Raw genomic sequence first — 26,213 nt, forward strand, 5'->3', positions numbered from 1 at the left:
GTCAGGCGGCTTTCCGAGAGCTGAAGGTCGAGCAAAGCAATTGCGTTCATCTGCATAGCTCCTACGCGGGTGAGAGCTGCCGGGCTCGCTCCGAGCGAAGGGTGGCAGCTGTACGCAGGTTGGAAACCGGGGAAACATAGGAAAACCCGGCAGAACCGAAGTCCTCCCGCGCACAGCTGCCATAGACAACATTGCAGATGAAAACGCCGCAATTGTAATCGATGGTGCTGCCCATATGTTCTGTTCGGGTTTCCAAGCCCGGTCACCGAATTGGCGGTGACTTCTGGAGCCTATTGCTCAAGCGACTGGGCGACAAGGCCAGGACTGTTACCTGTTGTGGCGAAGGCATTGCCGTCCTGCTTCCAGGCCATTTATCTCAAGCGCAACTGCTCCAGCACCACCCGGAACGCCGCTGTCTGCTGGCGGCTCGGGTAGTACAGGTGATAACCGGGAAACGGCTCCGACCAGTCCGCCAGCACCTCGACCAGCGTGCCGTTGTCCAGGTACGGCTGTGCCTGCACATCCGTCATCTGCGCCAGGCCGACCCCGGCCAGGCAGGCGTCGAGGATCTGCAGGGCGCTGTTGAGGATCAACGGCCCCTTGACCCGCACCCGAAATTCGTTGCCGGCGCTGGAGAACTCCCACGGGTAGAGGCCGCCATGGGTCGGCAGGCGCAGGTTGATGCAGCGGTGCCCGGTCAGTGCCTCGGGGCGCTGCGGCGCGCCGTGCCTGGCGAGGTAATCGGGCGCGGCGACCGTGACCATGCGCATCGGCGGGCCGATGGGCACCGCGACCATGTCGGCGTCGATGATGCCGCCCAGCCGCACGCCGGCATCGAAGCGTTCGGCGACGATATCGGTCAGCCCGTAGTCGGTGACCAGTTCGAGCGTCAGGTCCGGATACTCCTCCAGCAGCGGCAGCAGCCTGGGCCACAGCACCTGGTGGACGGCGATTTCATCGGCGGTGATGCGCACCGTGCCGGAGGGGCGCAGGCGCAGGTCGGCGACGGCGGTCAGATGGGTTTCGATCTGGTCGAGCAATGGCGCGATATCCCGGAGCAACTGCTCCCCAGCTTCAGTGCGGGTCACGCTGCGGGTAGAGCGGGTCAGCAGGCGCACGCCCAGGCGAGTCTCCAGACCGCGGATGGTCTGGCTCACCGCCGAGGGCGACACGCCAAGCCGGGCGGCCGCGCGGGTGAAGTTGCCTTCCCGTGCTACCGCAACGAATACGCCCAGGTCATCCAGGCCGTTGATCGACATTGTTAAGCCCTGCTTCATACCGATTTCAGTATTTTGCCTCTACAGCAATCAATCAGCCAGCTCTACAGTGCCTTATCTCTTATCGATCGAGGAACACCACCGTGACTGGAAGCCACTTGGCTGATGCCGACATGCAAGTTCACCGGGCCGGTTCGAGCCCGGCCATCGAAGGCCCGTCCGACTGGTTCACCGGGCAGGTACGCATCGACCGGATCTTCACCGCCCCAGCCCCGGCGCGCATCGGCATGGCGGTGGTCAATTTCGAGCCGGGGGCCCGAACCCACTGGCACACCCATCCGCTGGGCCAGGCGCTGCTGGTCACCGACGGCGTGGGCTGGACGCAGTGTGAAGGCGGGCCCAGGATCGAGATCCGTCCCGGCGATTTGATCTGGTGCAACTGCGGTCGCCGTCACTGGCACGGCGCGGCCCCGACCACGGCGATGCAGCATGTGGCGGTCAACGAGTTGCTGGATGGCAAGGCCGTCGAGTGGTTTGAGCCGGTCACTGACGAGGTGTACCTGGGCGGATCGCTTGCACGGGACTGAAGCCTCTGGCGAGCAAGGAGCAATAAGCGATGAACCCTGCAAGGGAGCGCAGACACACCAAGGCAGGCTTGACCCTGGGCGCTATCGCTCTGGTGCTGGCCTGTCACACCGCGACAGCACAAGAGCAACCCGCCATGAACCAATCTGAAACACCGTCCGAAACCCGCCAGGCGCTCGACGCCAGGCAGCAGGCGATCATTCCGATCGCCGCGTTTGCCGCCGTGGGCGACCTGGCGCATCTGGGGCCGGCGCTGCACCAGGGCCTGGATGCCGGCCTGAGCATCAGTGATGTCCGGGAAGTCCTCGTGCAACTCTACGCCTACGCGGGATTCCCCCGCAGCCTGAATGCCCTGGGCGAGTTGATGAAGGTGCAGGAGGCGCGTCGGCAGCAGGGGATTCGCGACCTGCCCGGCAGCGAGCCCCAGCGACCGATACCCCAGGGCAATGCCTTGCTGGCGGCAGGAACGGCCAACCAGACCCGGCTGTCCGGTGCTCCGGTGCAGGGCCCGCTGTTCGACTTCGCGCCCGTCGCCAACGAGTACCTGCGCACCCATTTGTTCGGCGACATCTTCGAGCGCGACAACCTCGACTGGCAAAGCCGTGAGCTGGCCACGGTGGGCATGCTCTCGGCGTTGGATGGTGTGGCCCCGCAGCTGCAGGCGCACCTGCGCATCAGCCTGAACACCGGACTGAGCGTGGCGCAGTTGCGGCACCTGACTCGGGTACTGGCCGAGCGGGTCAGCCCCGCTGCCGCCGAGCGTGCCCGCGAGGCGTTGGCTAAGGTGAGTCCTGGTTCGGATAAGTCCTGAGCGGTTGAGGTCTTCGCTGACACTTGATGTGCAGCTGCGACAACATCCCCGCCTGTCGCAGGCCGAGATGTTGTCGCAGATCGAAGCCTGGCGGTGCCTGAGACGCTACTACCTCGGCGAAAGATGAATCCCCGCGATCATGCAGCGCACCGAACCACCGGCCATCTCGATCGTCGGCACGTCGAGCGGCACCAGTCGGGCCGAGCGCTCGATGCGGCTGCGCTGCTCCTCGGTGAGGCTGTTGCAGGCCCGGCGTGAGAGGGCGAGGATGCGCCCATCGCGTCCGGAGAGTTCGATGGCATTGCCGGCGAACTCGTTGATCTGCCGGTTGCTCAGGTCGATCACGTCACGTCCCGACTCCATCAGCCGCATGCGCACTTCCTCGGCCCGGACCGGGTTGGTGAAGGTGCCGAAACCTACCAGCGCGAACTCCGTCGCCACGCACATCAGCACGTTAGTGTGATAGATGGGCGTGCCTTTCTCGTCGGCGGTGTCGAACACCATCGGCTCGAAGTTGAAGTGCGTGCTGAACCGCTCCAGGGCGATCGGATCGGCTCGGTTGGAGCGGGCGGTGTAGGCGACCCGGGACAGGTGGTCGAACACCATCGCGCCAGTGCCTTCGAGGAACAGTTTGTCCTGTTCCAGGCCCGAGTAGTCGATCACGTCCTGGACCCGGTACTGGTGCTTGAGCATCTCGATCACGTCGGCGCGCCGCTCACGCCGACGGTTCTTCGAGTACATCGAGTAGATCGCGACATGGCCGCCGGGGTGGGTGGAGAACCAGTTGTTGGGGAACACCGAGTCGGGGGTGTCGTGCTCGCCCTGGTCCTCGAACAGGTGCACGCGGATGCCTTCGGCCTCCAGCCGTCCGGCCGCCAGGGTGACTTCGTCATAGGCGACCTTGGCCAGGGCCTGCGCCGTGAGGTCGGGGTTGGCGCTTTGGAACGAGTTGTCCGCCGCCGTTTCCGGGTTGGGCGTGAAGGCGTGGGGCCTGACCATCACCACCGCGGCGGGCGCTTGAATCGAACGTGTCGGGAATGCCATGTGTGAGTACCTTACGCAACGCGTCGGATGCGACGCTTGGCGGCGCGGCCACGGGTGTGGCTGAACAGGTCTTTCGGGTCGTCCTCGACCCACGGTACCAGGTCGATCTTGCTGCCCATGCCGCGTTTTTCCGCCTGCTCCAGGACGTAGCGCAATACGGTGTAGTCCTCGAGGGCAAAGCCCACCGAATCGAACACGGTCACCTGGCTTTCGCTCTGGCGGCCTTCGGTTTCACCGCGCAGCACGCGCCACAGGTCGACCACCGGGAAATCCGCCGGCAACTGCTGGATATCACCCTCGATACGGGTTTGTGGCTCGTACTCGACGAACACCCGGGCCTGACGCAACACCTCGGCGTGCAGCTCGGTTTTGCCTGGGCAGTCACCACCGACGGCGTTCAGGTGCATGCCGGGTTCGAGCATGTCCGGGGTGATGATGGTTGCGTAGGCCTTGTCGGCGGTGACGGTGGTGATGATGTCGACGCCCTTGACCGCTTCGGCAACGGAGTTGGCCTTGGTGATGCTCAGGCCGGTGTATTCCTTGAGGTTGGCGATCAGCTTGGCAGTGGCCAGTGGGTCGGTGTCGTAGGCGACGATTTCCTCGATACCCAGGTGCTGGTGGAAGGCCAGGGCCTGGAATTCGCTCTGGGCGCCGTTGCCGATCAGTGCCATCCGGCGCGAGTTCGGGCGGGCCAGGGCCTTGGCGGCCATCAGCGAGGTGGCGGCGGTGCGCAGGGCGGTGGCGATGGTCAGTTCGGACAGCAGCACCGGGTAGCCGGTGTCGACATCGGCCAGCACGCCGAAGGCCATGACCGTGTGCAAATCACGTGCGGTGTTGGAAGGGTGTCCATTGACGTACTTGAAGGCATAGCGGCTGGTGTCCGCGACCGGCATCAATTCGATGACACCCACTTGCGAGTGACTGGCGACCCGTGCGGACTTGTCGAACTCCTGCCAACGCTTGAAGTCTTCAGCCATGGTCACGGCCAGTTCGCCGATGAATTCGCCGACGCCGATATCATGCACCAAGTCCGACATGGTCGGAACATCAATGAAGTAAGTCATGTTGTTGTACCTGCCTAGTGCGCTTTTATCCTGCGGATGCAGAAAGTGCGCTTGAGATTGTTTGAGTTATTGCCAGCAGGAAAATAGTGGGCAAGAGTCGAGTCAAAATGAAGAGAGCAGGTTGCCAGTTTTGTGGTCTTTCTGGACAATATGTCAGGTGCAAATAGCAATCTGAATAGTGGGCAGGTCTTATGGACAATATCGATCGGGAACTTATCGCTCTGCTGCGGGATAACGCGCGTACGCCCATCCTGACCCTGGCGAAGAAATTGAAGGTCGCCCGGGCGACGGTGCAGAACCGCCTCACCAAGCTCGAAGAGCAGGGCATCATCATCGGCTATACCGTGCGGCTCAGGTCGGACGCGCTGGAGCAGGGCGTGCGAGCCATCACCAGCATCGGCATCAGCGGCCATCACGCCGCCGAGGTCAAGCACGCGCTGCGCGGCCACCCGAACGTCGTCGCCATCCACAGCACCAACGGCCGCTGGGACCTGATGGCCGAGCTGCGCGCCGACACTCTGGAGGCTTTCGACCGGGCGCTGAACAGCATCCGCACGATCCCGCACATCGAGAACACCGAGACGAGCATTCTGCTCTCTACCTTCAAGATGTGATCAGTGGGCCAGCTGTCTGGTCAGCTTGGTTGCGCAGATTGTCACCACGATTTGGCACATTGCCAGAACTGCGCTTTCGAATGTGCAGTTTGTAGCGTTCCGCTTGACCGGAGTGGCTGGCAGAATGAATCCGCTCCAGTGCATCTAGATGCAATGGCCGCAAGATGAAGGTGAGAACTTAAATGGAGTCAAACAGCCGGATGAGATAGTTCGTCGGGATGGATTCTGCTGTTCGCGTATTTATCTGTATCTCTACTTTCCTGTTTGCTCAAGAGAAACTTGCACACCCGTACTAGTTTGGTTTGGGTGTAAGAGAGATGCTGCAAAAAAACAATAAGAGGTCAAACTATGCATCCAACGTGCAACTCGCAAGAGGCGACTTCCAACGCTGGCCGCACGCTCAAGCGGCGGCTGGAAAACCGGCACATCCAGCTCATTTCCATCAGCGGTGCGATCGGCACGGGGCTGTTCATGGGCTCGGGCAAGATCATCGCGCTGTCGGGCACCTCGATCATCCTGGTCTACGCGATCATCGGCTTCTTCGTGTTCTGCATCATGCGGGCGATGGGCGAGATGCTGCTGGCCAACCTGGAGATGGAGTCGTTCGCCGACCTCGTCCACAACTACCTCGGGCCACGGGCCGGCTTCATTCTCAGTTGGTCGTACTGGCTCAGTTGGGTGGTCGCCGCGGTCGGCGATGTGGTCGTGGTGGCGGGCTTTTTCCAGTATTGGTACCCGGACGTGCCCACCTGGCTGCCGGCGTTCGCCACGATGTTCCTGCTGCTGGGGCTGAACATGCTCGCGGTCAAGGCGTTCGGTGAGGTCGAGTTCTGGTTCGGGCTGATCAAGATCGTCGCGATCGTGCTACTGGTGGTCACCGGCCTGGTGATGGTTGCCACGTCCTATACCTCACCGGCGGGCGTGACCGCTTCGTTCAGTCACCTCGTGGCGCCGGGCGTGGTCATGCCCCATGGCATCCTCGGCTTCCTGGCCGGCTTCCAGATCGCGATTTTCTCCTTCGTCGGAACCGAGCTGCTGGGCACGGCGGCGGCCGAGGCGAAGAACCCGGAGAAGACCCTGCCCAAGGCGATCAACACCATCCCGATCCGGATCCTGCTGTTCTACATCTCGGCGCTGGTCTGCATCATCAGCGTGGTGTCCTGGGCCAACGTGCCGGCCAACCGCAGCCCATTCGTCGAGCTGTTCCTGCTCGGTGGCCTGCCGGCAGCGGCGGGGATCATCAACTTCGTGGTGCTGACGTCGGCGGCCTCGTCGGCCAACAGCGGCGTGTATTCCGGTTCGCGGATGCTCTACGGCCTGTCCCACCAGCGGCAGGCGCCGACGGCGTTCGGACGGTTGTCCGGGGCGGGCACGCCAGTGCGGGCGCTGATGTTCTCCGGCGTGTGCATGGCCATTGCGCTGACGTTGCTGTTCGTGGTTCCGGAGGTGATGACGGTGTTCACCCTGGTGTCGACGATTTCAGCGGTGATGATCATCGTCACCTGGTCGCTGATCCTGCTGTCCTACTTCGCCTATCGCCGGCAGAACCCGCAGGCCCACGAGCGCTCCACGTTCAAGCTGCCCGGCGGCAGGTTCACTGCGGGGCTGTCCCAGGCGTTCCTGATCTTTGTCCTGTGCCTGCTGGCACTGGAGCCGGACACCCGCACTGCGCTGTACGTGATGCCGGTCTGGTATGCGGGGTTGCTGCTGGCTTACCAGCGCCGGGCAAAGTCGGCGGCCCGGCCACTGGTTGCCAGCGCTTCCTGAGAGGGGAAGGGCGCCTTCCGATTGAGAGGGCGCCCATGTTGCTGCAAGGGCCTCAGTGCCCGCCCTTCATCCGCCGGGCCACCAGGTAGATCCCCAAACCGACCAGCGCCGTGGCGGCGCCAATGTAGCCGGTGCTGGTCCAGCCCATGCCGGCGGTGATCGCCATGCCACCCAGCCACGGGCCCAGGGCGTTGGCCAGGTTGAAGGCGGCGTGGTTCGAGGCGGCGGCCAGGCTCGGCGCTTCATGGGCGATGTCCATCAGGCGGATCTGCAGCGGCGCGGCCAGGGCGATCATGGTGCCGACCAGGCCGATACCCAGCAGGATCGACCACAGCGAGCTGGCGGCGAAGGTGAAGAACAACAGCACGACGATCGACCACACCAGCACCAGCCCCACCGCGCGGAACTGCAGGCGATCGAACAGCTTGCCGCCGACAATGTTGCCGATGATGCCACCGACGCCGAAGGCCGCCAGGCCGAACGGAATCCACTGCGGCGAGACCTTGGTCACTTCGAGCATGGTCGGTGCCAGGTAGCTGAACACGCAGAACATCCCGGCGAAGCCGATTGAGGCGATGGCCAGGGCCATCCACACCTGTGGCAGGCGGAAGGCCTGGAGTTCCTTGCGCGGGTCGCTCCGGGGCTCGTCGTGTGGTTGCGGCACGAAGCGCCAGACCAGCGCGATGGTGCACAGCGCGATCGCGCCGACCAGGACGAACGCCGAGCGCCAGCCGAAGAACTGCCCGAGGTAGGTGGCCACCGGGTTGCCCAGCAGCATCGCCAGGGTCAGGCCCATCATCACCCGCGCCACGGCCCCGGCCCGCTGGTTACTCGCCACCATGCTCGACGCCACCACCGCCGCAATGCCGAAGTAGGCGCCATGGGGCAGGCCGCTAATGAAACGGAATGCGACCAGGCCGCCGAACGACGGGGCGAAGGCGGTGGCCAGGTTGCCCATCGCGTAGAGCGCCATCAGCAGGAGCAGCATGTGCTTGCGCAGCAGCTTGGCGCCGAGAATCGCCAGGGTCGGTGCGCCGACCATCACGCCCAGGGCATAGGCGCTGATCGCGTGGCCGACCTGGGGTTCGCTTAGTTGCAGGTTGTGGGCAATGTCAGGCATCAACCCCATGATGGCGAATTCGCCGGTGCCAATGGCAAAACTGCCCAGGGCCATGGCGGCTTCCATTTTGGCGACCGTGCTCTTTGAGTGGGTCGGCGGTGGCGCTTGATGAACAGACATCCGGATCCTTATTGAAATACGCTGAAACGATAAAGGTCCGATCTTAGACAATTGGCGACCGTAACGTCGAGGGTTGATGTCCGGCCCGGACCCACATTGCAGCGCGATCACACCGGGCCCCAAGCGCTCAACTCAGCTCCCCAGAAGCGGCAGCCGGGCCAACATGTTCTTGAGATTGATGGCGTCCCAGGGCAGGTGTTCGGCGATGCCCAGCCCGACGATATCGGCGACTTGCGCGAGGTCGTTGGTGAAGGTGATCACCTGTTCCATGGTCAATTCACCCCGTGCGACACCTTCCAGGTACTGCGCGGGGTTTTCGGGATTGGCGAAAAGCAGCGAGCGGAATCCGGCCGGGTCCAGCACGTCGAGGTCGAAGTGGATTGCCAGGTGCCGGGCGCCGGTCGAACGGAACCAGTCCAGCAACGGCGCGCTGCCTTCGCGGGCCAGCTCGTCGGGGCTGACCACGGCCAGGCCGAGGCGCTGCATTTCCCGGGCTTCCCATTCAGAGGGAGCGTGCACGCCGACATAGAGCACGTTTTTGGCCTTGATCGGGACGTTCACCTCGGCGGCCAGCACGGGGTCGCTTTCGCCCATGAGGTTGGCCAGGACCATGGCGTGGGCGTGGGGCAGTTGTGCCGCGGTCGAGATATCCGGGTGGCTGTCGATCCACAGCACGGCCAGTTCGCCGTCGTAGCGCTCATTCAGATAGGCGAAGGGCGCCAGGTCGACCAGGCAATCGCCGCCCAGCACGACCAGTCGGTCGGGCTGGTGTTTTTCAATCAGCGCACGGGCGCTGCGTTGCTGCTCGACCAGGACGCTACGGGCGACCACGCCGTCCTCGACGGCAAGCGGGGCGTCGGTCGGTGGCGCCACCGGAACCTCCTCGACCGGGCCGTTGGTGGCGGGCGCAAGCCAGGCCAGGAGCTGGGCGCCGAAGTGGTAGGGCGGGTTGTTGCCGCCTTGCCATTGGGGAAAGATCAGTCGCAAGGTCTTTGAGTGGGAGCGGGTCATCGGGTCATGGGCCTCTGCTCGTGGGGAAGGATCAATCATGGAAGGTCACGGATTCCTGCAGGTCGGCCCTGCCGAATCGTACCTGCGCAGACAGGGCCTCGGTGTTCTCGTAGCCGAAGGCGATACCCATCAGCAGCCGGTATTGCGCACCGATCCCGAGTTCCCTGCGGATGGTCGCCGGGTAGTTCGACAGTGAGCCTTGGGCGATGCCGGCAAAGCCCCGCGAGACGAGCGAGAGCAGGAAGGTCTGGGCATACATGCCGATGTCGCCGGCCACGACCACGTCGCCCTCCGGAACGGTTGGCACGAACAGCAGGGCGACATGCGGCGCGTTGAAGAACGCCAGGTTGCGCCGTGATTCGCGTAGACGGCTCGCGCTGTCCTCGCGGGCGATGCCGAGGGCCTGGTAGTAGCGGGCGCCCTGGGCGTCGCGGCGTTGCGCGTGGGCACCCGAGTAGTGGCTGATGTCGTAGCCGAAGTCATGCCGGTCGCTGCCTTCGTCTGCACTGCGCAGCAGGGCGGCGCTCAGCCGGTCACGCGCGGGGCCCGAGACGATGTGCACCATCCAGGGTTGGGTGTTGCAATTGGAGGGCGCCCGTTGGGCATCGGCTAGCACCTGCTCGATCTGCCGTTGCGTCAGGGGCGTAGGGAGAAAGTCGCGTACGGAGCGTCGCTGCGTCACGACCTGGTCGAAGGTCAAAGTCATCCGGGGGGCCTGTCGTGTGGGTCTGCTACCTGTGAAAGCAGCAGACATGACGCAAAGAACACCATCATAGGAGTGCGATTTTGTTGTCGGAAGGCCGTGGTAACGTACTTAATCGTTATATAAATTGATAACAATCTACAGGGGCCGCCACCTGGCTGGGCTCCGTCGTTCCAGGAACCCCATGGATTTCATTCAAAAGCTGCAGGTCTTCGTGGCCGTTGCCGAACACCAGAGCTTTGCCCGAGCGGCGGAATCGCTCCGGCTGACCCGGCCCAGCGTGACCGTTGCCCTTAACGAGCTGGAAAAGGAACTCGGCGCCAGGCTGTTGCAGCGCACGACGCGGCGCACCACGCTGACCGCCGAGGGTGCCGCCTACTACGAGCAGGCCATGCTGACCCTGAATGTGGTCGGCGAGGCGCGCAGCTACTTTGGCGGCTCACTGGCCGAGCCCAAGGGCAAGCTGCGCGTGGACATGAGCAATTCGATCGCGACCACGGTGATCATCCCGCGGATCCGGCAGTTCCAGGCGCTCTATCCCCAGGTAGAGCTGGTGCTGGGGGGCAGCGACCAACAGGTCGACCTCGTCGCCGATGGCGTGGACTGCGTCCTGCGAATCGGCGAATTGCCGTCCACCAGCCTGGTCAGCCGCCTGGTCCATCGCATTCCCCTGCTGATCTGTGCCTCGCCCGACTACCTGCGCGAGCACGGCACGCCGCAGACGCTGGAAGACCTCAAGGACCACCTGGGCGTGGTGTACTTCCATGGGCGTGATCGCAAGGTCAAGGCCTGGCAGTTCATGGTCGATGGCAAGCCACAGTCGATTCGCATGAAGCCGGCGATGATGACCAACGACCACGACGCCTACGTGTCGTGCGCCGTGAATGGCCTGGGCCTGGCACAGATCGGCCGTATCGGTATCGAGGCGCAACTGGCGGCGGGAACGCTGGTGCCAGTGCTCACGGACCTGGACGCCGGGCACATGCCGCTGTCGATCCTGTACCCGGCACGCAAGCACCTGCCGCCCAAGGTCACGGCCTTCGTGAACTGGACGCTGTCGGTCTTTGCCGAATACGCGCAGCAGCAGGGCTAGCCGGTATTTTCAGTAACGGATCATCACCGACTTGAGCTCGGTGTAGTCCTCGATGAAGGCCTCGCCGAACTCGCGGCCGACGCCGGAAGCCTTGCTGCCGCCAAACGGCACCGCCGGGTCGAGCAGGGTGTGCATGTTCACCCACACGGTCCCTGCCTGGATGGCCGGCACCATGCGCAGGGCCTTGCCCAGGTCGTTGGTCCAGAGGCTGGCACTGAGGCCGTAGGGGCTGTTGTTCATCAGCTCCAGCAGTTCTTCCTCGGTGTCGTAGGGGAGGAAGGTGGCGATCGGGCCAAAGGTTTCCTCGTTGAGCAGGGTGTCGTTGACGCTGTTGGCGAGGATCACCGTGGGCTCGACGTAGCAGCCGGGCCGATCGATCAGCTTGCCGCCGTGGATGATGCTGTTGTTTTCGGCGCGAGCCTTGGCGAAGAAACCTTCGAGCTTGAGCTGGTGCTGGCGGTTGGTCACCGGACCGAACTCGGTGCGCTCATCCAGCGGCGAGCCGATGTTCAACTGGCCCAGGCGCCGGGACAGTTTCTCCATGATCGGTTCGATCTGCGAGCGGTGGGCGAAGAAGCGCTCGGCCGCAGCGCAGATCTGCCCGGAGTGGAGGAAGCCGGCCTCGATGATGCCGTCGACCGCCTTGTCCAGGTCGACATCGCGCAGGAAGCCGGCCGAGTTCTTGCCGCCCAGTTCCAGGGTGGCGCGGGTCAGGTGGGCGCCCATGGCCGCCTGGCCGACGGCGATGCCGGTCGGCACCGAGCCGGTGAACGACACCTTGTCGGTGCCGGGGTGTTCGATCAGGCCCTTGCCGACCAGGCCACCTCCGGTCAGCACGTTCAGCGCGCCCGCCGGCAAGCCGGCCTCGATCGCCAGTTCCGCGATGCGCAAGATGGTCAGCGGAGTGAACTCGCTGGGCTTGATTATGATGCTGCAACCGGTCACCAGCGCCGAGGCGAGTTTCCAGATGGCGATCATGGTCGAGAAGTTCCACGGCACGATGCCCACCACCACGCCGACCGGCTCGCGCAGGGTGAACGCGCTGTAGCGTTCGCCGGCGAAGGAGGGCAGCGACGGGGTGATGGTCTGGCCGCTGATCTTGGTCGCCCAGCCGGCGTAGTAGCGCAGGAAGTGTGCCGCCTGGTCGACCTCGAAGGCCCGCGCCACCTGGATGATCTTGCCCGATTGCAGGGTTTCGATCTGCGCCAGTTCCTCGCGGTTGCGTTCCAGCAGGTCGGCCAGCTTGAGCAGCACGTTGCCGCGCACTGCCGGAGCGGCCTGCGACCACTGGCGGAAACCGCGCCGGGCCGAGTCCACCGCGGCGTCGATATCGGCCTGGTCGGCATCGGCCACCTGGGCAATGGCCTGGTTGGTGGCCGGGTTGATCACTTCCAGCGTACGGCTGGAGTGGCTCGGGACGGCCTGGCCGTCGATGAACAGGGCAGGGCCTCGGCGCAGGAAGGCTTCGACTTGGGGCAGCAGTGCGATATCGCTCATGGGGTTTTCCTGTGGGAACAGCGGAAAAACCCGAGGGTATTCAAGGAAGGTCGGCTTGGCTTGACTGTGCCTGCCCGGCGGCTTGTCTGTGGCTGCCGGGCGACTGCGGCGCTGCCTGGGCAGCGCCGGGGTGACCATCAGAACGGGACGGCCACGGTGAGCTGGCTGTAGACGTTGGTGCCGTTGCCTGCGACCTGGTTGCCGCCGTTGCTGGCGTCCTTGTCCGGCTTGTACAGGCCCAGCAGCGGGGTGACGATCAGGTGCTCGCTCACCGCCCATTCGGCATACAGGTCCAGTTCGCGACCGTCCAGGTCCAGCATGTCCTGCTTGTGCAGGGTCTTGTAGTCGAAGAACAGCACGCCGAGGGTCAGCGGCTCGACGGGCTTGACCTTGAGCGCCACGTGCTGGATCGCCGTGTTGCTGTTGAACGGCCCCGCATAGTTGGCGGTGACTTCGCCCTGGAACCAGGTGCCGTAGCCACGGCTGAAACCGTTGAACATCGAATCCCAGTTTTTGGAGTAGCGGCTGTAGCGATAGGTCAGGTCCGGCGACCAGGGCAGGTCGGCAAAGGTGTAGCCGGCTTCGATGTACCAGGCTTTCTCCGTGCGAACATCCTTGTCCTGCCAGGCGTATTCGAAGCCGAAGTGCGCGTGTTCGATGCCGGCGTTACCGGCACCGCGCAGGCTGTAGATGTTCATGCCTTCGCGTTCCTTCTGGAAGGCGCTGGCATAACGATCGTCGACGCTGATGCCATGGATGTAGGTCAGCCCAAGGGTGCCGGGTGCGGCGGTGTATTCCAGGGTGCCGGCGGCCATTTCGGTCTTGGCCTGGGCGCGATTGTCGGACTTGATCCACATCACGCTGCCATGCACGCCCTCCTTGCCGCCCAGGCGCAGGACCGCCGTCTGGTCGAAGGCATGGCGCGCCGCCAGGTAGTAGGCGCCGCCGCGGTTGAGTTCGCCGTCGGCCGGGCCCTTGCCGAAGTTCAGGCCATCATCGTTGATGATGAAGCCGTCGCCGAGGGTGATGATCTGGCGCCCGAACGACACATCCACGCCGTCCTTGCCGAGCAGCGGGAACAGCTCGCCCGAGCGCCAGCCGGCGAAGACTTCGTCGAACTTGGTGGTGCGTTCGCTGCCGGTGCTCAGGCCGGCCGGGTCGCCATCGCCCCAGGTGCCGGAGCTGACCAGGTTGGCGGTGCCATACACGCTGCCCAGGCTGCCCAGGGTCTGGTCGATGCTCAAGCCGTACTTGATGAACCCTTCACGCCAGCTCGAACCGCCGGTGGTACCGTCGTAGTTCTTGCGGCTGTTGAACATCCCGTAGACTGCCAGGAAGTTGCCGGTGACCTTGGTGTCGCCATCGGCATACAGTTCATAGGCCCCCGCCGACGAGTCGACGAGCAGCAGCGCCATTCCCAGGCCGACGGCCTTGGACAGCGACCGTGTTTTCGGTGTTTGCTTCATTATTGTTTTCCCCGGTCTTGTTGGACAGCTCAATGGATCGAGTGCGCATTAGGGCGACCGGAAAGGGCAAAGTCTTTCTCCTGCGTGCCAGGTAATTGATCCTGTCGGCCAGGCGTCGCGTCGTGGCAGGCAGCAACAAGACCAGCGGCAGACAGGGGCAAGACGGTCAGGGTGGGAGCGGCGCACAGTGCCTGGGTACAAGGCGCCGTTTGCTCAGGGATAGGCAGGGAGGAGTGATCGCCGACTCCTCGAACGGTTCGCGAAATACACAATAACAATTCGCTTTCGAGGATCTGCACCATGTCGATCAACGACAGACTCACCGAGCACTTGAAACGTGGCACGGTCGGTTTCCCCACTGCACTGGCCAGCACCATTGGCCTGATCATGGCCAGCCCGGTCATTCTCACCGCGACCATGGGCTTCGGCATTGGCGGCAGTACCTTTGCGGTGGCCATCCTGATCGCCGTGGTGATGATGCTGGCCCAGGCGACCACCTTCGCCGAGGCCGCGTCGGTATTGCCGACCACCGGTTCGGTCTACGACTACATCAACTGCGGCATGGGCCGCTTCTTCGCGATCACCGGCACACTGTCGGCCTACCTGATCGTCCATGTGTTCGCCGGTACCGCGGAAACCATCCTGTCCGGCGTCATGGCACTGGTGAACTTCGAACACCTCAATACCCTGGCCGAGTCGGCTGGCGGCTCCTGGCTGCTGGGTGTGGGGTTCGTCATTGTCTTCGGTGTCCTCAATGCCTTTGGCGTCAGCGTGTTCGGCAAGGCCGAGATCATCCTGACCTTCGGCATGTGGACCACCCTGATGGTGTTTGGCGTGCTGGGCCTGCTCGCCGCCCCGGCGGTCCAGCTCGATGGCTGGTTCGGTACGTCGCTGGTGGGCACCGACCCGGCTACGGTGCTGTCGCTGGTAGGCATGGCGATGTTCATGTTCGTCGGCTGCGAATTCGTCACGCCGCTGGCGCCGGACCTGCGCAACTCGGCCAAGGTCATGCCACGGGCGATGATCCTCGGCCTGCTCGGCGTGGCCACCTGCATGTTCATCTATGGCGCGGCGATGAAGCGCCAGGTGGAGAACGTGCTGCTCGATGCCACCGCCGGCGTGCACCTGCTGGATACGCCGATGGCGATTCCGCGTTTCGCCGAGCAGGTGATGGGGCATGTCGGGCCGATGTGGTTGGGCCTGGGCTTCCTGTTCGCCGGCGCTGCGACCATCAACACGCTGATGGCCGGGGTGCCGCGGATTCTCTACGGGATGGCGGTCGACGGCGCCTTGCCCAAGGTCTTCACCTACCTGCACCCGCGCTTCAAGACGCCGCTGCTGTGCATCCTGGTGGCGATGCTGATTCCCTGCCTGCACGCGCTGTACCTGGGCGGCAACACCGACAACATCATGCACCTGGTGCTGGCCGCGGTGTGTGCCTGGAGCTTCGCCTACCTGCTGGTGACCCTGTCGGTGGTGATCCTGCGCATTCGTCGTCCCGACCTGCCACGGGCCTATCGCTCGCCGCTGTTCCCGCTGCCGCAGATCGTCTCCAGCGCCGGCATCCTGCTGGGCATGTGGTTCATTACCCCTCCGGGCATGAACCCCGCGGATATCTACATTCCGTTCGGCGTGATGCTCGGTTGCACGGCGGCCTATGCGCTGTTCTGGACACTGGTGGTACAGAAGGTCAATCCATTCAAGCCGGCGTCGGTGGAAGACGTGCTGGCCAAGGAGTTCGCCAATGAGCCCGGACACACCCACGGCGGTTATGTCGACCATGCTGCAAAAGCTGTCTGAACTGTTCGGCGCGGGTCGTGCGCCGACCGGCTACCGTCCCGGCGTGACCCTGGAGCATCTGCGACGCAACCTCGGCATGGCCGGCTTCGAGCTGAGCGGGCCGGCGACGGCACGGGTGACGCTGGAGGATGACTTGCAGCTGGAGGTGGTCGAGCGCACCGAGTCGCAGTTGTTGATGCACCTGGTGATGACCGAGTTCGTGTTGCACGTGCCTGCCTTGCAGGAGGGCACGGCGAGCTTCGAGTTGCACCATGGCGGGGCCGTTCGACGCACCGGCATTCGCTGCCGGCAGCGTTCTGGCGACCGCTCGCTGCTGGCCGGACTGGAAACCGCGTTGCAGGGTGACGGAGCCTTGCACCAGGCGCTGATGCCGCTGGACTTCAAGCGCCTGCGCATTGATCTGCACCAGCGGCAGTGGTGTGTGCGCCTGGAACACATGGGCGGCAGCGAGGTGGTCAACCGGATGCCGGCTTTTCGCCGCTACATCAGCCTGGGCCGCGAGCAGCGCGACCACCTGTTCCAGGCGCTGGCCGGGCTGCAACGGCTGTTGCGCAGGCTCTGATCCCGATACCGATCTGGCACTGTTAATGCTTGTGCACAGTGGCACTCACGTACTTGTTGCGCCTATATAGATAACATGTTAACTATTGCGCAACAAAAACAAAAAGCCACTATGGAGAGCCCCATGAGCATCCATCAATCTGTGCCAGACGGTCTGGAAACCTGGAACCGGGACCTGCGTGCCGCCTGTGGTCATTTCGAAACGGAGTTGGCCTGCCACCGTGCGCTGTTCATCGGCGAGGTGTCGGAGTTTTCCCGGGGTGGCTTGCCGCTGGCGACCTTGCGTACCAATGCCGGGATGATCCGGCGTGACCGGCCCAACGCCGACCACGACAACGAGCAGGATTGCTTCCTGGTCAGCCAGCGTGGCGGTTACTGCCAGATCACCCAGCACGGCCAGAGCATTCGCCTGGCGCCCGGCGACCTGCTGCTGATGGATTCGGCGGCGGCCATCGAGATCAGTCCGTTCGGCCTGATCGAACATGTTTCCGTGTCGTTGTCGCGCAACGAGGTGTGCCGGCAGCTCCGCGGCCAGTCGAGGACCTTCGGCAAGATCTCCTCGAGCAAGGCCTGCGGGCGGATGCTGCACGTACTGGTGGACCAGTTGTGCAAGGACACCGGCGTGGGTGCAGGCGTGGCCGCCGAAGGCGAGGCGTTGCAGTCGGCCTTCGTTTCGTTGCTCGGCTCGGCGTTCGAGGAGGACCAGGAACCGGGGGATGAGGCGCCGCCGTTGCAGGGCAGCAGCCTGCGCAGCTATGTGCAGAAGGTCATCGACGAATCCCTCACCCAGCCGGGCCTGAGCCCGTCGGGCCTGGCCAACCGCCTGAACATTTCGGTGCGGCACCTGTACCGGCTGTTCGAGGAGCAGGACGACAGTGTCTGCCGCTACATCCAGCGGGCCCGGCTCAAGCGCAGCGCCGATGACCTGACCAACCCGTTGCTGCGCAGCGAATCGATCACCTCGATCGCCTACAAGTGGGGCTTCACCGATTCTGCGCACTTCAGCCGCTCGTTCAAGAAGCAGTTCGAGCTGTCGCCCAAGGATTTCCGTTCCAGCCGCTTGCAGCAGGCGTTGGGCGCCGCATGATTCCGCAGGCATGAAAAAGGGGCTTTCAGCCCCTTTCCTGTTCCGGCAAACGTGTGATCACACCTCCGGCAAGGTCGCCCCTCCATCGACCACCAGGGTCTGCCCGGTGATGTAGCCAGCCAGGTCCGAGGCCAGGAACAACATGGCTGCGGCAATGTCGGCCGGCTGGCCCAGGCGCCCCAGCGGCACCCGGCTGGCAATCGCCTCGCTCTGTTGCGCATCGCCCAGGTTGTCCATGGCCGGCGTGGCGATCATGCCCGGTTCGACTCCATTGACCCGTACGTTGTCGGCGGCCAGTTCCAGGGCGGCATTACGAATGAAACCGTTGACCCCGGCCTTGGACGCCGCATAGTGGCTCAGCCCCGGATAGGCCACCCGTGGCCCGGTGACCGAGGAAGTCACCAGCACGCAGCCCCGGCCCTGGCGGCGGAACAGCGGTAGCGCCGCCTGGGTCAGCCAGAACAGCGCCGACAGGTTGACCGCCAGGGTTCGCTCGAGAATCGCCGGGGTGATCTCGGCAAACGGGGTCAGCGGGAAATACCCGGCGTTGTGCACCAGGATGTCCAGCCGGTCCAGTTTCCCGACCAGCTCGAACACCGCCGTGGCGTCCGCCAGGTCGACGCCCACGGCTTCAACCTGGCAGGCCCTGGCCTGCAACTCACTGGCCAGCGCCTGGGCCTGTTGCAGGCGCAGGTCGGCGATCAGCACGTGGGCGCCACGCAGGGCGAAGGCCTCGACAATGGCCCGGCCGATGCCCTGGGCGCCACCGGTGACCAATACCTGGCGACCGCTGAAATCCAGGTCTTCAGGCATGGGCGGGCTCCTTGCGGACAAAGGCCAGTGTCGGCACGTCGACGATGCTCGACCCGCCGTCGGCGACCAGCGTCGCCCCGGTGATGATCGAGGCTTCCTCGGATGCCAGGAAGCGGCACACCCTGGCGATCTTCTCGGCGCTGGCCGGGCGGCGCAGCGGCACGTCGGCGCAGACCCGGTCATAGGCCTGCTGCAGGGTTTCGCCATGCAGGTCCATCAGCGGCTGCATCTCCTGGTCGGCCATCGGCGTGCGCACCCAGCCCGGACACACGGCGTTGACCCGCACGCCCCGTGGCCCGTAGTCCCTGGCCAGCGAGCGGTTGAGGCCGAGCAGGGCATGCTTGGCCGTGGTGTAGCCGCAGACTTCCGGGCCCGCCGCCAACGAGGCGATCGAACCGATCAGGACGATATTGCCGGCGGTTTCCTGTAGCAGTGGCAGGCAGGCCCGGGCACTGTAGAAGGCGCTGTCGAGATTGCTGCGCAGTGCCGCCTGCCAGGCCTGCGCACTGGTCTCGGTGGCGCTGCCCAGGCCGTGGCCACCGGCGCAGGCCAGCAGCACATCGATGCGGGCGTAACGCTGGCGGATGCGGTCGATGAAGTCCTCCCAGGTGTCCGCGCAGGCGGCATCGCCGACCAGGACCAGGCCGCCGGTTTCTGCGGCGACCTGCTCCAATGGCTCGCGCCGCCGGCCGATCAGCACCAGGTTGTCGCCCTGGGCGGCGTACAGCCGCGCGCAGGCGGCACCGATGCCGGTCCCGGCGCCGGTGATGACGAGGGTCCGTGGCTCAGGCATCGGGGTACTCCGTGCGGTTGAGGACCTGGCAGTAGGAACTGACTGGGAAGTTCGACAGTTCATCGAAGGAGGCGCCGGCATAGCCGAAGATCTTGCCGTCGCTGCGGTGTTGCTGCAGGTCGATCAGCACCAGGCCGAGGGTCGGGACGATCTTTTCGCGCCAGACGAACAGGTAGAGTTCGTCGGCGATCTTGTAGTAGTGGCAACGATCGGTGTCGCACAGGCCCTTTTCCACGCCTTCGAGGCACTGCCAGGTGTAGAACTGGTCGTTGAGGTAGATGTGCTCGTAGACCTCGCTCGGGCTGTAGCGGTAGTGGTTGCGCAGGCCGCTCAGCTCGCTGGTCGGGGCATGGGGACAAAAGCCTTCCTGCCACGGGCGGTCGAGACTGCCATGGAGGAACTCGACTTCCACCGAGGTCAGGCTCTTGCCGGCCAGGGCGCGACCGTAGAGGCCTTCGCCGGTCTGCTCGGCGCTCGGCATGCGGCCGATCACGGCGGTGAAGGCGGCGTTGCGAGTGTCGAGCACCAGGCTGATCGACCAGGCCTGACCGCCTTCGTGCTTGATGAAGTCCACCAGGTACAGACCGGGGCGAACGGAGGTCGCGCGATAGTGGGCGGTGCCGCTGGAGTGGCCGTCGGCGGCGGTCCAGGACAGGCTTTCACGGTCGAAACGATGCTCGATCCGCCAGCCGTTGGCGAAGTGCAGGGTGAAGGTCTTGCCTTGCAGGTCGGCCAGGTTGGGCAGGATGAAGGCTTGCGGGGCGAAGCCGTCGGCCAGGGCGCCCACGGTGATCCAGTCGTTATTGTTTGCGGTCATGCTGAGACTCCGGTTGGGTGGGTAGACCAGCCTGATCATGCCGCTGGTGCAGTTGCCCGCCTATCAACCGGATGGTTGAGATGAACTACAGAAACAGGCTGACCACCAGTTCGGTACGGTTGCTGACGCCGGTCTTGCGGAACAGGTTGATCAGGTGGGTCTTGACCGTCGCCAGGCTCACCTCCAGCTCCTGGGCCAATTGCTTGTTGCTCGCGCCCTGGCGCAGCAATTGGGCGATCTGGCGCTCCTTGGGCGTCAGGTCGAGCAGTGGGTCGTCGCAGGGTGGCAGGTTGGCGACCGCCAGTTGCAGCAATGACTGCAAGGCCTCCAGCCGGGCCAGTTGCTCAGTGTCGAAGGGGCCCTGTTCGGCGGTGCGTAGCAGTGAGATCGCGGCCTGGGGCTGGCCGCCACGATGGGCGAGGATTTCCACCACGTCGACGATGCCATGGCGTTGCAGAAAGTCCTGGTAGCGCTGGTTGTCACGCCTGGGCTGACACGCCATGGCCAGCCCGATAGGGACCACGGCCAACCCGCTGGACAAGCAGTTGCGCGGTTGCAGGGGATCGAACTGGCGGTAGTGGTCGAGGTAGTCGCGGTGCATCTCGCCGGCCATGCCCAGCAGGCGGAAATCACGTGCTTGCAGGTGCCGGTCGACACGGTAGAAGGCTGCCCGGCTGGCCGGGACCAGTTGCGTGAAGGCGTGCAGGCAATGCTGGGCAACTTCCGGGAGGGGAATACTGTTCATGCGTGCCCAGCCTCGCTGATGGGCTGCCGGGCAAACCGGCAGCCGGGGTGATCAGGCGACAGCGAAGTAGTGCTTGACGAAGCTCTCGCTGACGACTTCCCAGAGCACCGGGGTGCCCTTGGTCACGAACCAGCTGTCACCGGCCTTGTAGCGGGTGCTCTGGCCGCTGTTCTCGTCGGTCAGGATCACTTCGCCGGTGACCACGGTGGCCTGTTCGGCGAAAGGATAGACCATGCGGAACTTGCCCTGGGTGGTGCCGAAGTAGGCGCTGCTGACCGGGTCGGTCGGTGCGCCGAAGGTCATCTTGCCGAACGCGCGGACTTCGCCTTCGAGGATCTGCGAGCCGAGGTCGGCGACGGTGCCCCAGGCATCGAGTTCGGACAGCTGGACGTCTTTCTTGACGGTGGTAAGGGTCATGGCAGTTGCTCCTGATGAGTGGAAATGAACGGGAAGGGCGCCTTGGCCATCAGCGGCGCCCGTTCCAGTAGCCCGAGAGTTGGTGCCAGGATTTGCCGCCGGTCAGCAGCAGTGGACGAATCACATCCTTGCCGATGATGGTCGGGCGCGGGATCGAGCTGACCAGGTCATAGCGTGCCGAGCCTTCGCTCATGCCCTCGGCCAGGACCTTGCAGATGATGTGGCTCGGGGTCACGCCGAAGCCCGAGTAGCCCTGGACGTAGAATGCGTTGCGCCGGCCGGGCAGGGTGCCGATCTGCGGGAACAGGTTCGGGCTGCAGGCCATCGGGCCGCCCCAGGCCAGGTCGATCTTCACGTCCTTGAGGTAGGGGAAGATCTTCAGCATCAGGTTGCGGTTCCAGGCCTTGAGGTCGCGCGGGATATGCTCGACCAGCGGCGTGGCCGCGCCGAACAACAGGCGGTTTTCGTTGGTGACGCGGTAGTAGTCGATCACCGGGCGAATGTCGCTGTAGGCACCGCGGATCGGGCTGATGCGGTTGATCAGCTCGTCCGATAGCGGCTCGGTCATCATCTGGAAGGCGTAGGTGTTGATGGTCGAGCGGTGCAGTTCCGGCTCCAGCTTGTTGAGAAAGCTGTCGCAGGCCCAGAGCAGCTTGCTGGCCTTGACCGAACCGCGTCCGGTGCGCACGGTGATCTGTTCGCCGTAGCGCACTTCCAGGGCCGGGCTGTTCTCGAAGATGCGCGCGCCATGGCCGACCAGCGCCTTGGCCTCGCCGAGCAACAGGTTCAACGAGTGCACATGGCCGCCGCCCATGTGCAGCAGGGCGCTGCTGTAGGCGTCGGAGCCGATGATCTGCCTGACCTCGGAACCGCCGAGAAAACGAATCTCGTGCTGGCTGTTGATCGACTTGAAGTCCTTCTCCCAGGCCCGCAGGGTCTTTTCCTGGCGGGCATTGAAGCCCATGTAGCCGTAGCCGTGGCAGAAGTCGGCATCGATGTCGTACTTGGCGATGCGGTTCTTGATGATGTCGGCGCCCAGGTCGCTGATCTCGAAGATCTGCCGCAGGCCATCTTCCCCCACGTCATTCTTGATCTTCTCCAGGTCGTGGCCGATGCCGGCCATGATCTGCCCACCGTTGCGCCCGGTACCGCCAAAGCCCAGGTAGCGCGCTTCCAGCACGACGATGTTGGTGATGCCTTTCTCGGCAAGCTCCAGGGCGGTGTTGATGCCGGAGAATCCACCGCCGATGACGACAACGTCGGCTTCCACATCCTGTTCCAGGGTCGGGAAACTGAGATTGTATTTCTTGGTGGCCGTGTAGTAGGTGGGCGTTTCGATATTGATCATGGCGCAGCCTGAAAAAGTGAAGGAAAGCTCAAGGCAGGGAGTCCGGGAGACTCTGTCGTCGATGGCTCCCATTAAGGGCCCTGGCGCGGCGGATGTCTTGATTTTCCGTGCCGGTTTTTTTGATTCAGCGCGCCAGGCTGTACAAGGCCGCCAGCCACCTGCCCGGTGCCGACAGGGGACCGGACAAGGTGCGCGAATCCTTTGGAACTCCCGCCGAGCCCACAGGCTCCCAACTCAGGAAGGCCTCGTATCGCGAGGATACTGACAGGAGATTGGCATGGCGCGTGCTATCTGGAAGGGCGCGATCAGCTTCGGGCTGGTGCATATCCCGGTGTCGTTGAATTCCGCCGTCGCCAGCCAGCGGCTGGATTTCGACTGGCTGGACAAGCGCAGCATGGAGCCGGTGGGCTACCGGCGCATCAACAAGGTCAGCGGCAAGGAAATCGACAAGGAAAACATCGTCAAGGGCATCGAGTACGAGAAGGGCCAGTACGTGGTGATCAGCGATGACGAGATCCGCAAGGCGCGCCCCGAAGCAACCCAGACGATCGATATCTTCTCGTTCGTCGACGCCGACCAGATTCCCTTGCAGCACTTCGACACGCCCTATTACCTGAGCCCCGACCGGCGTGGCGGCAAGGTCTATGCACTGCTGCGTGAAACCCTGGAAAGCACCGGCAAGGTGGCCCTGGCCCGGGTGGTGTTGCATACCCAGCAGCACCTGGCGCTGTTGCGTCCGCTGCAGGATGCGCTGGTGCTGATCACCCTGCGCTGGCCCGATGAGGTCCGCAGCCTCGAGGGGCTCGAACTCGATGCCAGCGTGACCGACGCCAAGCTCGACAAGCGCGAGTTGCAGATGGCCCGGCGGCTGGTGGAGGACATGAGCGGCGAGTGGCAGCCGGAGGAGTACAAGGACGATTTCAGGGACACCATCCTGGCGCTGGTGGACGAGAAGGCCCGCAAGGGCAAGATCGCCGTGGTGCCCTCGGCCACCCACGACGCCGAGCAGAAGGGCGCGGATATTCTCGACCTCACCGAACTGCTCAAGCGCAGCCTCGGTGGCGGCAAGGGCAAGCCTGCGGCCAAGGCCTCGGGGAAGACGCCCGCCAAGCGCACCCGTCGCAAGGCCTCGTAGCCTCTCGCAGGTAGCCCCTCGCAGGGAGCACTTCACAGGTAGCACTTCACAAGGAGCCCCGACATGGCCAAGGCCCTATCCGAGTACCACAAGAAGCGTGATTTCGACGCGACGCCCGAGCCGTCCGGTCATGCGTCGCGTCGAGGCCCGGCCAGGGCGCTGCAGTACTGCATCCAGAAGCACGACGCCAGCCACCTGCACTACGACTTTCGCCTGGAGCTGGACGGCACCCTCAAGAGCTGGGCCATCCCCAAGGGGCCGTCGCTGGACCCTACGGTCCGTCGGCTGGCAGTGCAGGTCGAGGATCACCCGCTGGACTACGCAATTTTCGAGGGGAATATCCCCGAAGGCCACTATGGCGCGGGTGATGTGATCGTCTGGGACCGTGGGGTCTGGCTGCCCGAGGGCGATCCCCATGAAGGCTATGCCCGGGGCAAGTTGCGCTTTCGCCTCCAGGGGGAAAAGCTCGGCGGCGCCTGGAACCTGTTTCGTACCCGCCTGGCCGGCAAGAAGGAGCAGTGGTTGCTGGTCAAATCCGAGGATGACCAGGCCCGCGCCGAAGCCGAGTACGACATTCTGGAGGCCCAGCCCCACAGCGTGCTCAGCGAGCGCACACTGGCCCTGAAACCCAAGGCTGCCGGCAAGGCCAGGGCCACCAGCAAGCCCAGGACGCGCGCGACCAGCAGCCCGGTCATGCAGCCGACCGCTCTGCCGGCCTCGCTCAAGCCGCAACTGGCAACGCTGGTCGATTCGCCGCCCCAAGGTGACTGGAGCTATGAAATCAAGTTCGACGGCTACCGCATGCTCGCGCGGATCGAGGGCGAGCGGGTGCAGTTGTTCACCCGCAGTGGCCTGGACTGGACCGCCAGGATGCCCCGCCAGGCCAAGGCCCTGGCGGCGCTCGGGCTCGAGTCGGCCTGGCTGGACGGCGAGATGGTGGTGATGGACGAGAACGGCGCCGCGGACTTCCAGGCCCTGCAAAACGCCTTCGATACCGACAGCGACCAGGACATCACCTATTACCTGTTCGACCTGCCATTTCTCAATGGCGTCGACTTGCGCGAGCGGCCCCTGAAGGAGCGCCGGGCCGCGTTGCAGGTGCTGCTGGAGCGCAACCGGGAGCCCCACTTGCGTTACTCGGAAACCTTCGACGCCCCGGCCGAATCCCTCTTGGAGAGCGCCTGCAGCCTGGAGCTCGAAGGCTTGATCGGTAAACGTGCCGACAGCCATTACGTGGGGCGCCGCAGTAATGATTGGGTCAAGCTCAAGTGCAAGCAGCGCCAGGAGTTCGTCATTGTTGGCTACACCGAGCCCAAGGGGACTCGCAAGGCGTTCGGCGCCCTGTTGCTGGCGTTGCACGACCAGGACAGTGGCGCATTGCGGTATGCCGGCAAGGTCGGTACCGGTTTCAGCGGTACCACCTTGCAGCACATTCACGAGCGGCTGGAACCGTTGGCGGTGAAGCGTCCGACGCTGAAGATCCCCGCCGGCGGCATACCGGAGCACGACGTTCATTGGGTCCGGCCGCAACTGCTGGCCGAAGTTGCCTATGGCCAGATGACCCGCGATGGCGTGGTGCGGCATTCGGTGTTTCATGGTCTGCGCGAGGACAAGCCCGCCCAGGCCATTGATCACGAACGTCCGGCAGCGGCTGCCGCCGCTGATGTGCCTGACAAGGACACACTGCGCATCACCCACCCGGACCGGGTCATCGATGCGAGTGTTGGCGTCACCAAGCTCCAGGTAGCTGAATACTACGCCGAGGTGGTGCAGTGGCTGCTGCCGCACCTGCAACAACGTCCGGTGGCGCTGGTACGGGCGCCGGAAGGATTGGCGGGCGAGCTGTTTTTCCAGAAGCACGCGGCGCAGTTGTCTATTCCGGGATTGAAGTTCTATAGCAAGGACGAGGCAGGGCAGGCCGCCATGGTCATCAACCAACTGCCGACCCTGCTCGCCGCCGTGCAGATGAACACCCTGGAACTGCACACCTGGAATGCCACTACCCGGGACTTCGACAAGCCGGATCGGCTGGTGCTCGATCTCGACCCGGACCCGGCGTTGCCCTGGAAAGCGATGGTCGAGGCCTGCCAACTGACCCTGACGTTACTGGACGAGCTGGGCTTGCAGGCATTTCTCAAGACCAGCGGTGGCAAGGGCATTCACATTGTCGTGCCGCTGGTGCGCCGGACGGGGTGGGAAGAGGTCAAGGCATTCAGCCAGGCGATCGCCCAGTACCTGGCGGGACTGTTCCCACAGCGGATTTCGGCGGTGTCGGGGCTGAAGAACCGGGTAGGCAAGATCTTCATCGACTATCTGCGCAACGCCCGAGGCGCTACGACGGCTTGCGCCTATTCCCTGCGGGCCCGTGAAGGCATGCCGGTCTCGGTGCCGATTCATCGCGAGGAATTGCAGGAGATCAAGGGGGCAGGGCAGTGGACGTTGTTCAACCTGTTCCAGCGCCTGGCTGAAGTCGACGACCCGTGGGCCGACTATTGCGGCACTCGCCAATCCATCACTGCGGCGATGCGCAAGCAACTCGGGTTGGCCGGCAAATAGTGCTGGCCGGTTCCGGTGACCGGCATTTC

24 protein-coding genes are annotated in these 26,213 nt (G+C 64.2%); 10 read left to right on the forward strand and 14 right to left on the reverse strand.

Annotation, left to right across the window (positions count from 1 at the left end):
• Positions 1 to 371: 371 nt before the first annotated feature.
• A complete protein-coding gene (locus AC6I6U_RS16070) occupies positions 372 to 1,259 on the reverse strand; it encodes a LysR family transcriptional regulator (protein WP_497882887.1) in 888 nt (295 codons plus the stop codon).
• 131 nt (positions 1,260 to 1,390) lie between these two features.
• Between AC6I6U_RS16070 and AC6I6U_RS16075 the strand changes: the two genes are divergently transcribed.
• Positions 1,391 to 1,804 (forward strand): (R)-mandelonitrile lyase, encoded by a 414-nt coding sequence (locus AC6I6U_RS16075; RefSeq protein WP_497883040.1) that lies wholly within the window; start codon positions 1,391 to 1,393, stop codon positions 1,802 to 1,804.
• Between the two features lie 29 nt (positions 1,805 to 1,833).
• Positions 1,834 to 2,613, forward strand: coding sequence for a carboxymuconolactone decarboxylase family protein (locus AC6I6U_RS16080; protein ID WP_497882888.1), 780 nt, complete (start codon positions 1,834 to 1,836; stop codon positions 2,611 to 2,613).
• A gap of 108 nt (positions 2,614 to 2,721) precedes the next feature.
• Here the strand turns inward: AC6I6U_RS16080 and ctlX are convergent, their stop codons facing one another.
• Positions 2,722 to 3,657 (reverse strand): citrulline utilization hydrolase CtlX, encoded by a 936-nt coding sequence (ctlX, locus tag AC6I6U_RS16085; protein WP_497882889.1) that lies wholly within the window; start codon positions 3,655 to 3,657, stop codon positions 2,722 to 2,724.
• A gap of 11 nt (positions 3,658 to 3,668) precedes the next feature.
• Positions 3,669 to 4,721, reverse strand: coding sequence for an ornithine cyclodeaminase (gene ocd / locus AC6I6U_RS16090; protein WP_497882890.1), 1,053 nt, complete (start codon positions 4,719 to 4,721; stop codon positions 3,669 to 3,671).
• Positions 4,722 to 4,912: 191 nt separating this feature from the next.
• Here ocd and AC6I6U_RS16095 point away from each other — a divergent pair, with 191 nt between their 5' ends.
• Together AC6I6U_RS16095 and AC6I6U_RS16100 are read left to right on the forward strand one after the other, a co-directional pair.
• Positions 4,913 to 5,335 (forward strand): Lrp/AsnC family transcriptional regulator, encoded by a 423-nt coding sequence (locus AC6I6U_RS16095; RefSeq protein ID WP_497882891.1) that lies wholly within the window; start codon positions 4,913 to 4,915, stop codon positions 5,333 to 5,335.
• Between the two features lie 348 nt (positions 5,336 to 5,683).
• A complete protein-coding gene (locus tag AC6I6U_RS16100) occupies positions 5,684 to 7,102 on the forward strand; it encodes an amino acid permease (RefSeq protein WP_497882892.1) in 1,419 nt (472 codons plus the stop codon).
• 52 nt (positions 7,103 to 7,154) lie between these two features.
• Here AC6I6U_RS16100 and AC6I6U_RS16105 read toward each other — a convergent pair whose 3' ends face one another.
• The 3 genes from AC6I6U_RS16105 to AC6I6U_RS16115 form a co-directional block, all read right to left on the reverse strand.
• Positions 7,155 to 8,342, reverse strand: a complete 1,188-nt coding sequence (locus tag AC6I6U_RS16105) for an MFS transporter (RefSeq protein WP_497882893.1) — start codon at positions 8,340 to 8,342, stop codon at positions 7,155 to 7,157.
• A 132-nt stretch (positions 8,343 to 8,474) separates the two neighbouring features.
• Complete coding sequence (locus tag AC6I6U_RS16110; protein ID WP_497883041.1) at positions 8,475 to 9,353, reverse strand: arginase family protein; 879 nt, start codon at positions 9,351 to 9,353, stop codon at positions 8,475 to 8,477.
• Positions 9,354 to 9,384: 31 nt separating this feature from the next.
• A complete protein-coding gene (locus tag AC6I6U_RS16115; protein ID WP_497882894.1) occupies positions 9,385 to 10,059 on the reverse strand; it encodes a nitroreductase in 675 nt (224 codons plus the stop codon).
• 181 nt (positions 10,060 to 10,240) lie between these two features.
• Here AC6I6U_RS16115 and AC6I6U_RS16120 point away from each other — a divergent pair, with 181 nt between their 5' ends.
• Complete coding sequence (locus AC6I6U_RS16120; protein ID WP_497882895.1) at positions 10,241 to 11,149, forward strand: LysR family transcriptional regulator; 909 nt, start codon at positions 10,241 to 10,243, stop codon at positions 11,147 to 11,149.
• 9 nt (positions 11,150 to 11,158) lie between these two features.
• On the opposite strand, the gene AC6I6U_RS16125 is transcribed toward AC6I6U_RS16120, so the two are convergent.
• Both AC6I6U_RS16125 and AC6I6U_RS16130 read right to left on the reverse strand, forming a co-directional pair.
• On the reverse strand, positions 11,159 to 12,646 hold the full coding sequence (locus AC6I6U_RS16125; RefSeq protein WP_497882896.1) for an aldehyde dehydrogenase family protein: 1,488 nt from the start codon (positions 12,644 to 12,646) through the stop codon (positions 11,159 to 11,161).
• A gap of 137 nt (positions 12,647 to 12,783) precedes the next feature.
• Positions 12,784 to 14,112: an alginate export family protein gene (locus AC6I6U_RS16130; RefSeq protein WP_497882897.1), complete on the reverse strand. Its 1,329-nt coding sequence runs from the start codon at positions 14,110 to 14,112 to the stop codon at positions 12,784 to 12,786.
• 300 nt (positions 14,113 to 14,412) lie between these two features.
• Here AC6I6U_RS16130 and AC6I6U_RS16135 point away from each other — a divergent pair, with 300 nt between their 5' ends.
• The 3 genes from AC6I6U_RS16135 (at position 14,413) to feaR (ending at position 17,560) form a co-directional block, all read left to right on the forward strand.
• Positions 14,413 to 15,912: an APC family permease gene (locus AC6I6U_RS16135; RefSeq protein WP_497882898.1), complete on the forward strand. Its 1,500-nt coding sequence runs from the start codon at positions 14,413 to 14,415 to the stop codon at positions 15,910 to 15,912.
• The gene (locus tag AC6I6U_RS16140) at positions 15,893 to 16,474 is read left to right on the forward strand and encodes a DUF3156 family protein (protein ID WP_497883042.1); all 582 of its coding nucleotides are present in this window, start codon (positions 15,893 to 15,895) and stop codon (positions 16,472 to 16,474) included. Before AC6I6U_RS16135 ends, AC6I6U_RS16140 begins: the two co-directional genes overlap by 20 nt.
• Before the next feature lie 123 nt (positions 16,475 to 16,597).
• Positions 16,598 to 17,560, forward strand: coding sequence for a transcriptional regulator FeaR (feaR, locus tag AC6I6U_RS16145; RefSeq protein ID WP_497882899.1), 963 nt, complete (start codon positions 16,598 to 16,600; stop codon positions 17,558 to 17,560).
• A gap of 57 nt (positions 17,561 to 17,617) precedes the next feature.
• On the opposite strand, the gene AC6I6U_RS16150 is transcribed toward feaR, so the two are convergent.
• The 6 genes from AC6I6U_RS16150 to AC6I6U_RS16175 all read right to left on the reverse strand — a co-directional run bounded on the left by AC6I6U_RS16150 (position 17,618) and on the right by AC6I6U_RS16175 (position 22,493).
• Positions 17,618 to 18,373, reverse strand: coding sequence for an SDR family oxidoreductase (locus AC6I6U_RS16150; protein WP_497882900.1), 756 nt, complete (start codon positions 18,371 to 18,373; stop codon positions 17,618 to 17,620).
• Positions 18,366 to 19,166, reverse strand: a complete 801-nt coding sequence (locus tag AC6I6U_RS16155) for an SDR family NAD(P)-dependent oxidoreductase (RefSeq protein ID WP_497882901.1) — start codon at positions 19,164 to 19,166, stop codon at positions 18,366 to 18,368. Before AC6I6U_RS16155 ends, AC6I6U_RS16150 begins: the two co-directional genes overlap by 8 nt.
• Positions 19,159 to 19,983: a molybdenum cofactor biosynthesis F family protein gene (locus tag AC6I6U_RS16160; RefSeq protein ID WP_497882902.1), complete on the reverse strand. Its 825-nt coding sequence runs from the start codon at positions 19,981 to 19,983 to the stop codon at positions 19,159 to 19,161. The genes AC6I6U_RS16155 and AC6I6U_RS16160 overlap by 8 nt, the downstream gene beginning before the upstream one ends.
• An 85-nt stretch (positions 19,984 to 20,068) precedes the next feature.
• On the reverse strand, positions 20,069 to 20,728 hold the full coding sequence (locus AC6I6U_RS16165; RefSeq protein ID WP_497882903.1) for a helix-turn-helix transcriptional regulator: 660 nt from the start codon (positions 20,726 to 20,728) through the stop codon (positions 20,069 to 20,071).
• A gap of 51 nt (positions 20,729 to 20,779) precedes the next feature.
• Entirely contained in the window at positions 20,780 to 21,145 is a 366-nt protein-coding gene (locus AC6I6U_RS16170) for a cupin domain-containing protein (protein ID WP_054060869.1), read from the reverse strand.
• 49 nt (positions 21,146 to 21,194) lie between these two features.
• Positions 21,195 to 22,493: an NAD(P)/FAD-dependent oxidoreductase gene (locus AC6I6U_RS16175; RefSeq protein ID WP_497882904.1), complete on the reverse strand. Its 1,299-nt coding sequence runs from the start codon at positions 22,491 to 22,493 to the stop codon at positions 21,195 to 21,197.
• Positions 22,494 to 22,770: 277 nt separating this feature from the next.
• Between AC6I6U_RS16175 and ku the strand changes: the two genes are divergently transcribed.
• Both ku and ligD read left to right on the forward strand, forming a co-directional pair.
• Positions 22,771 to 23,628, forward strand: a complete 858-nt coding sequence (ku, locus tag AC6I6U_RS16180) for a non-homologous end joining protein Ku (protein WP_497882905.1) — start codon at positions 22,771 to 22,773, stop codon at positions 23,626 to 23,628.
• A gap of 63 nt (positions 23,629 to 23,691) precedes the next feature.
• Entirely contained in the window at positions 23,692 to 26,184 is a 2,493-nt protein-coding gene (gene ligD, locus AC6I6U_RS16185) for a DNA ligase D (protein WP_497882906.1), read from the forward strand.
• Positions 26,185 to 26,213 lie beyond the last annotated feature (29 nt).

This window comes from Pseudomonas sp. UTLPPB19802 (assembly GCF_059730225.1).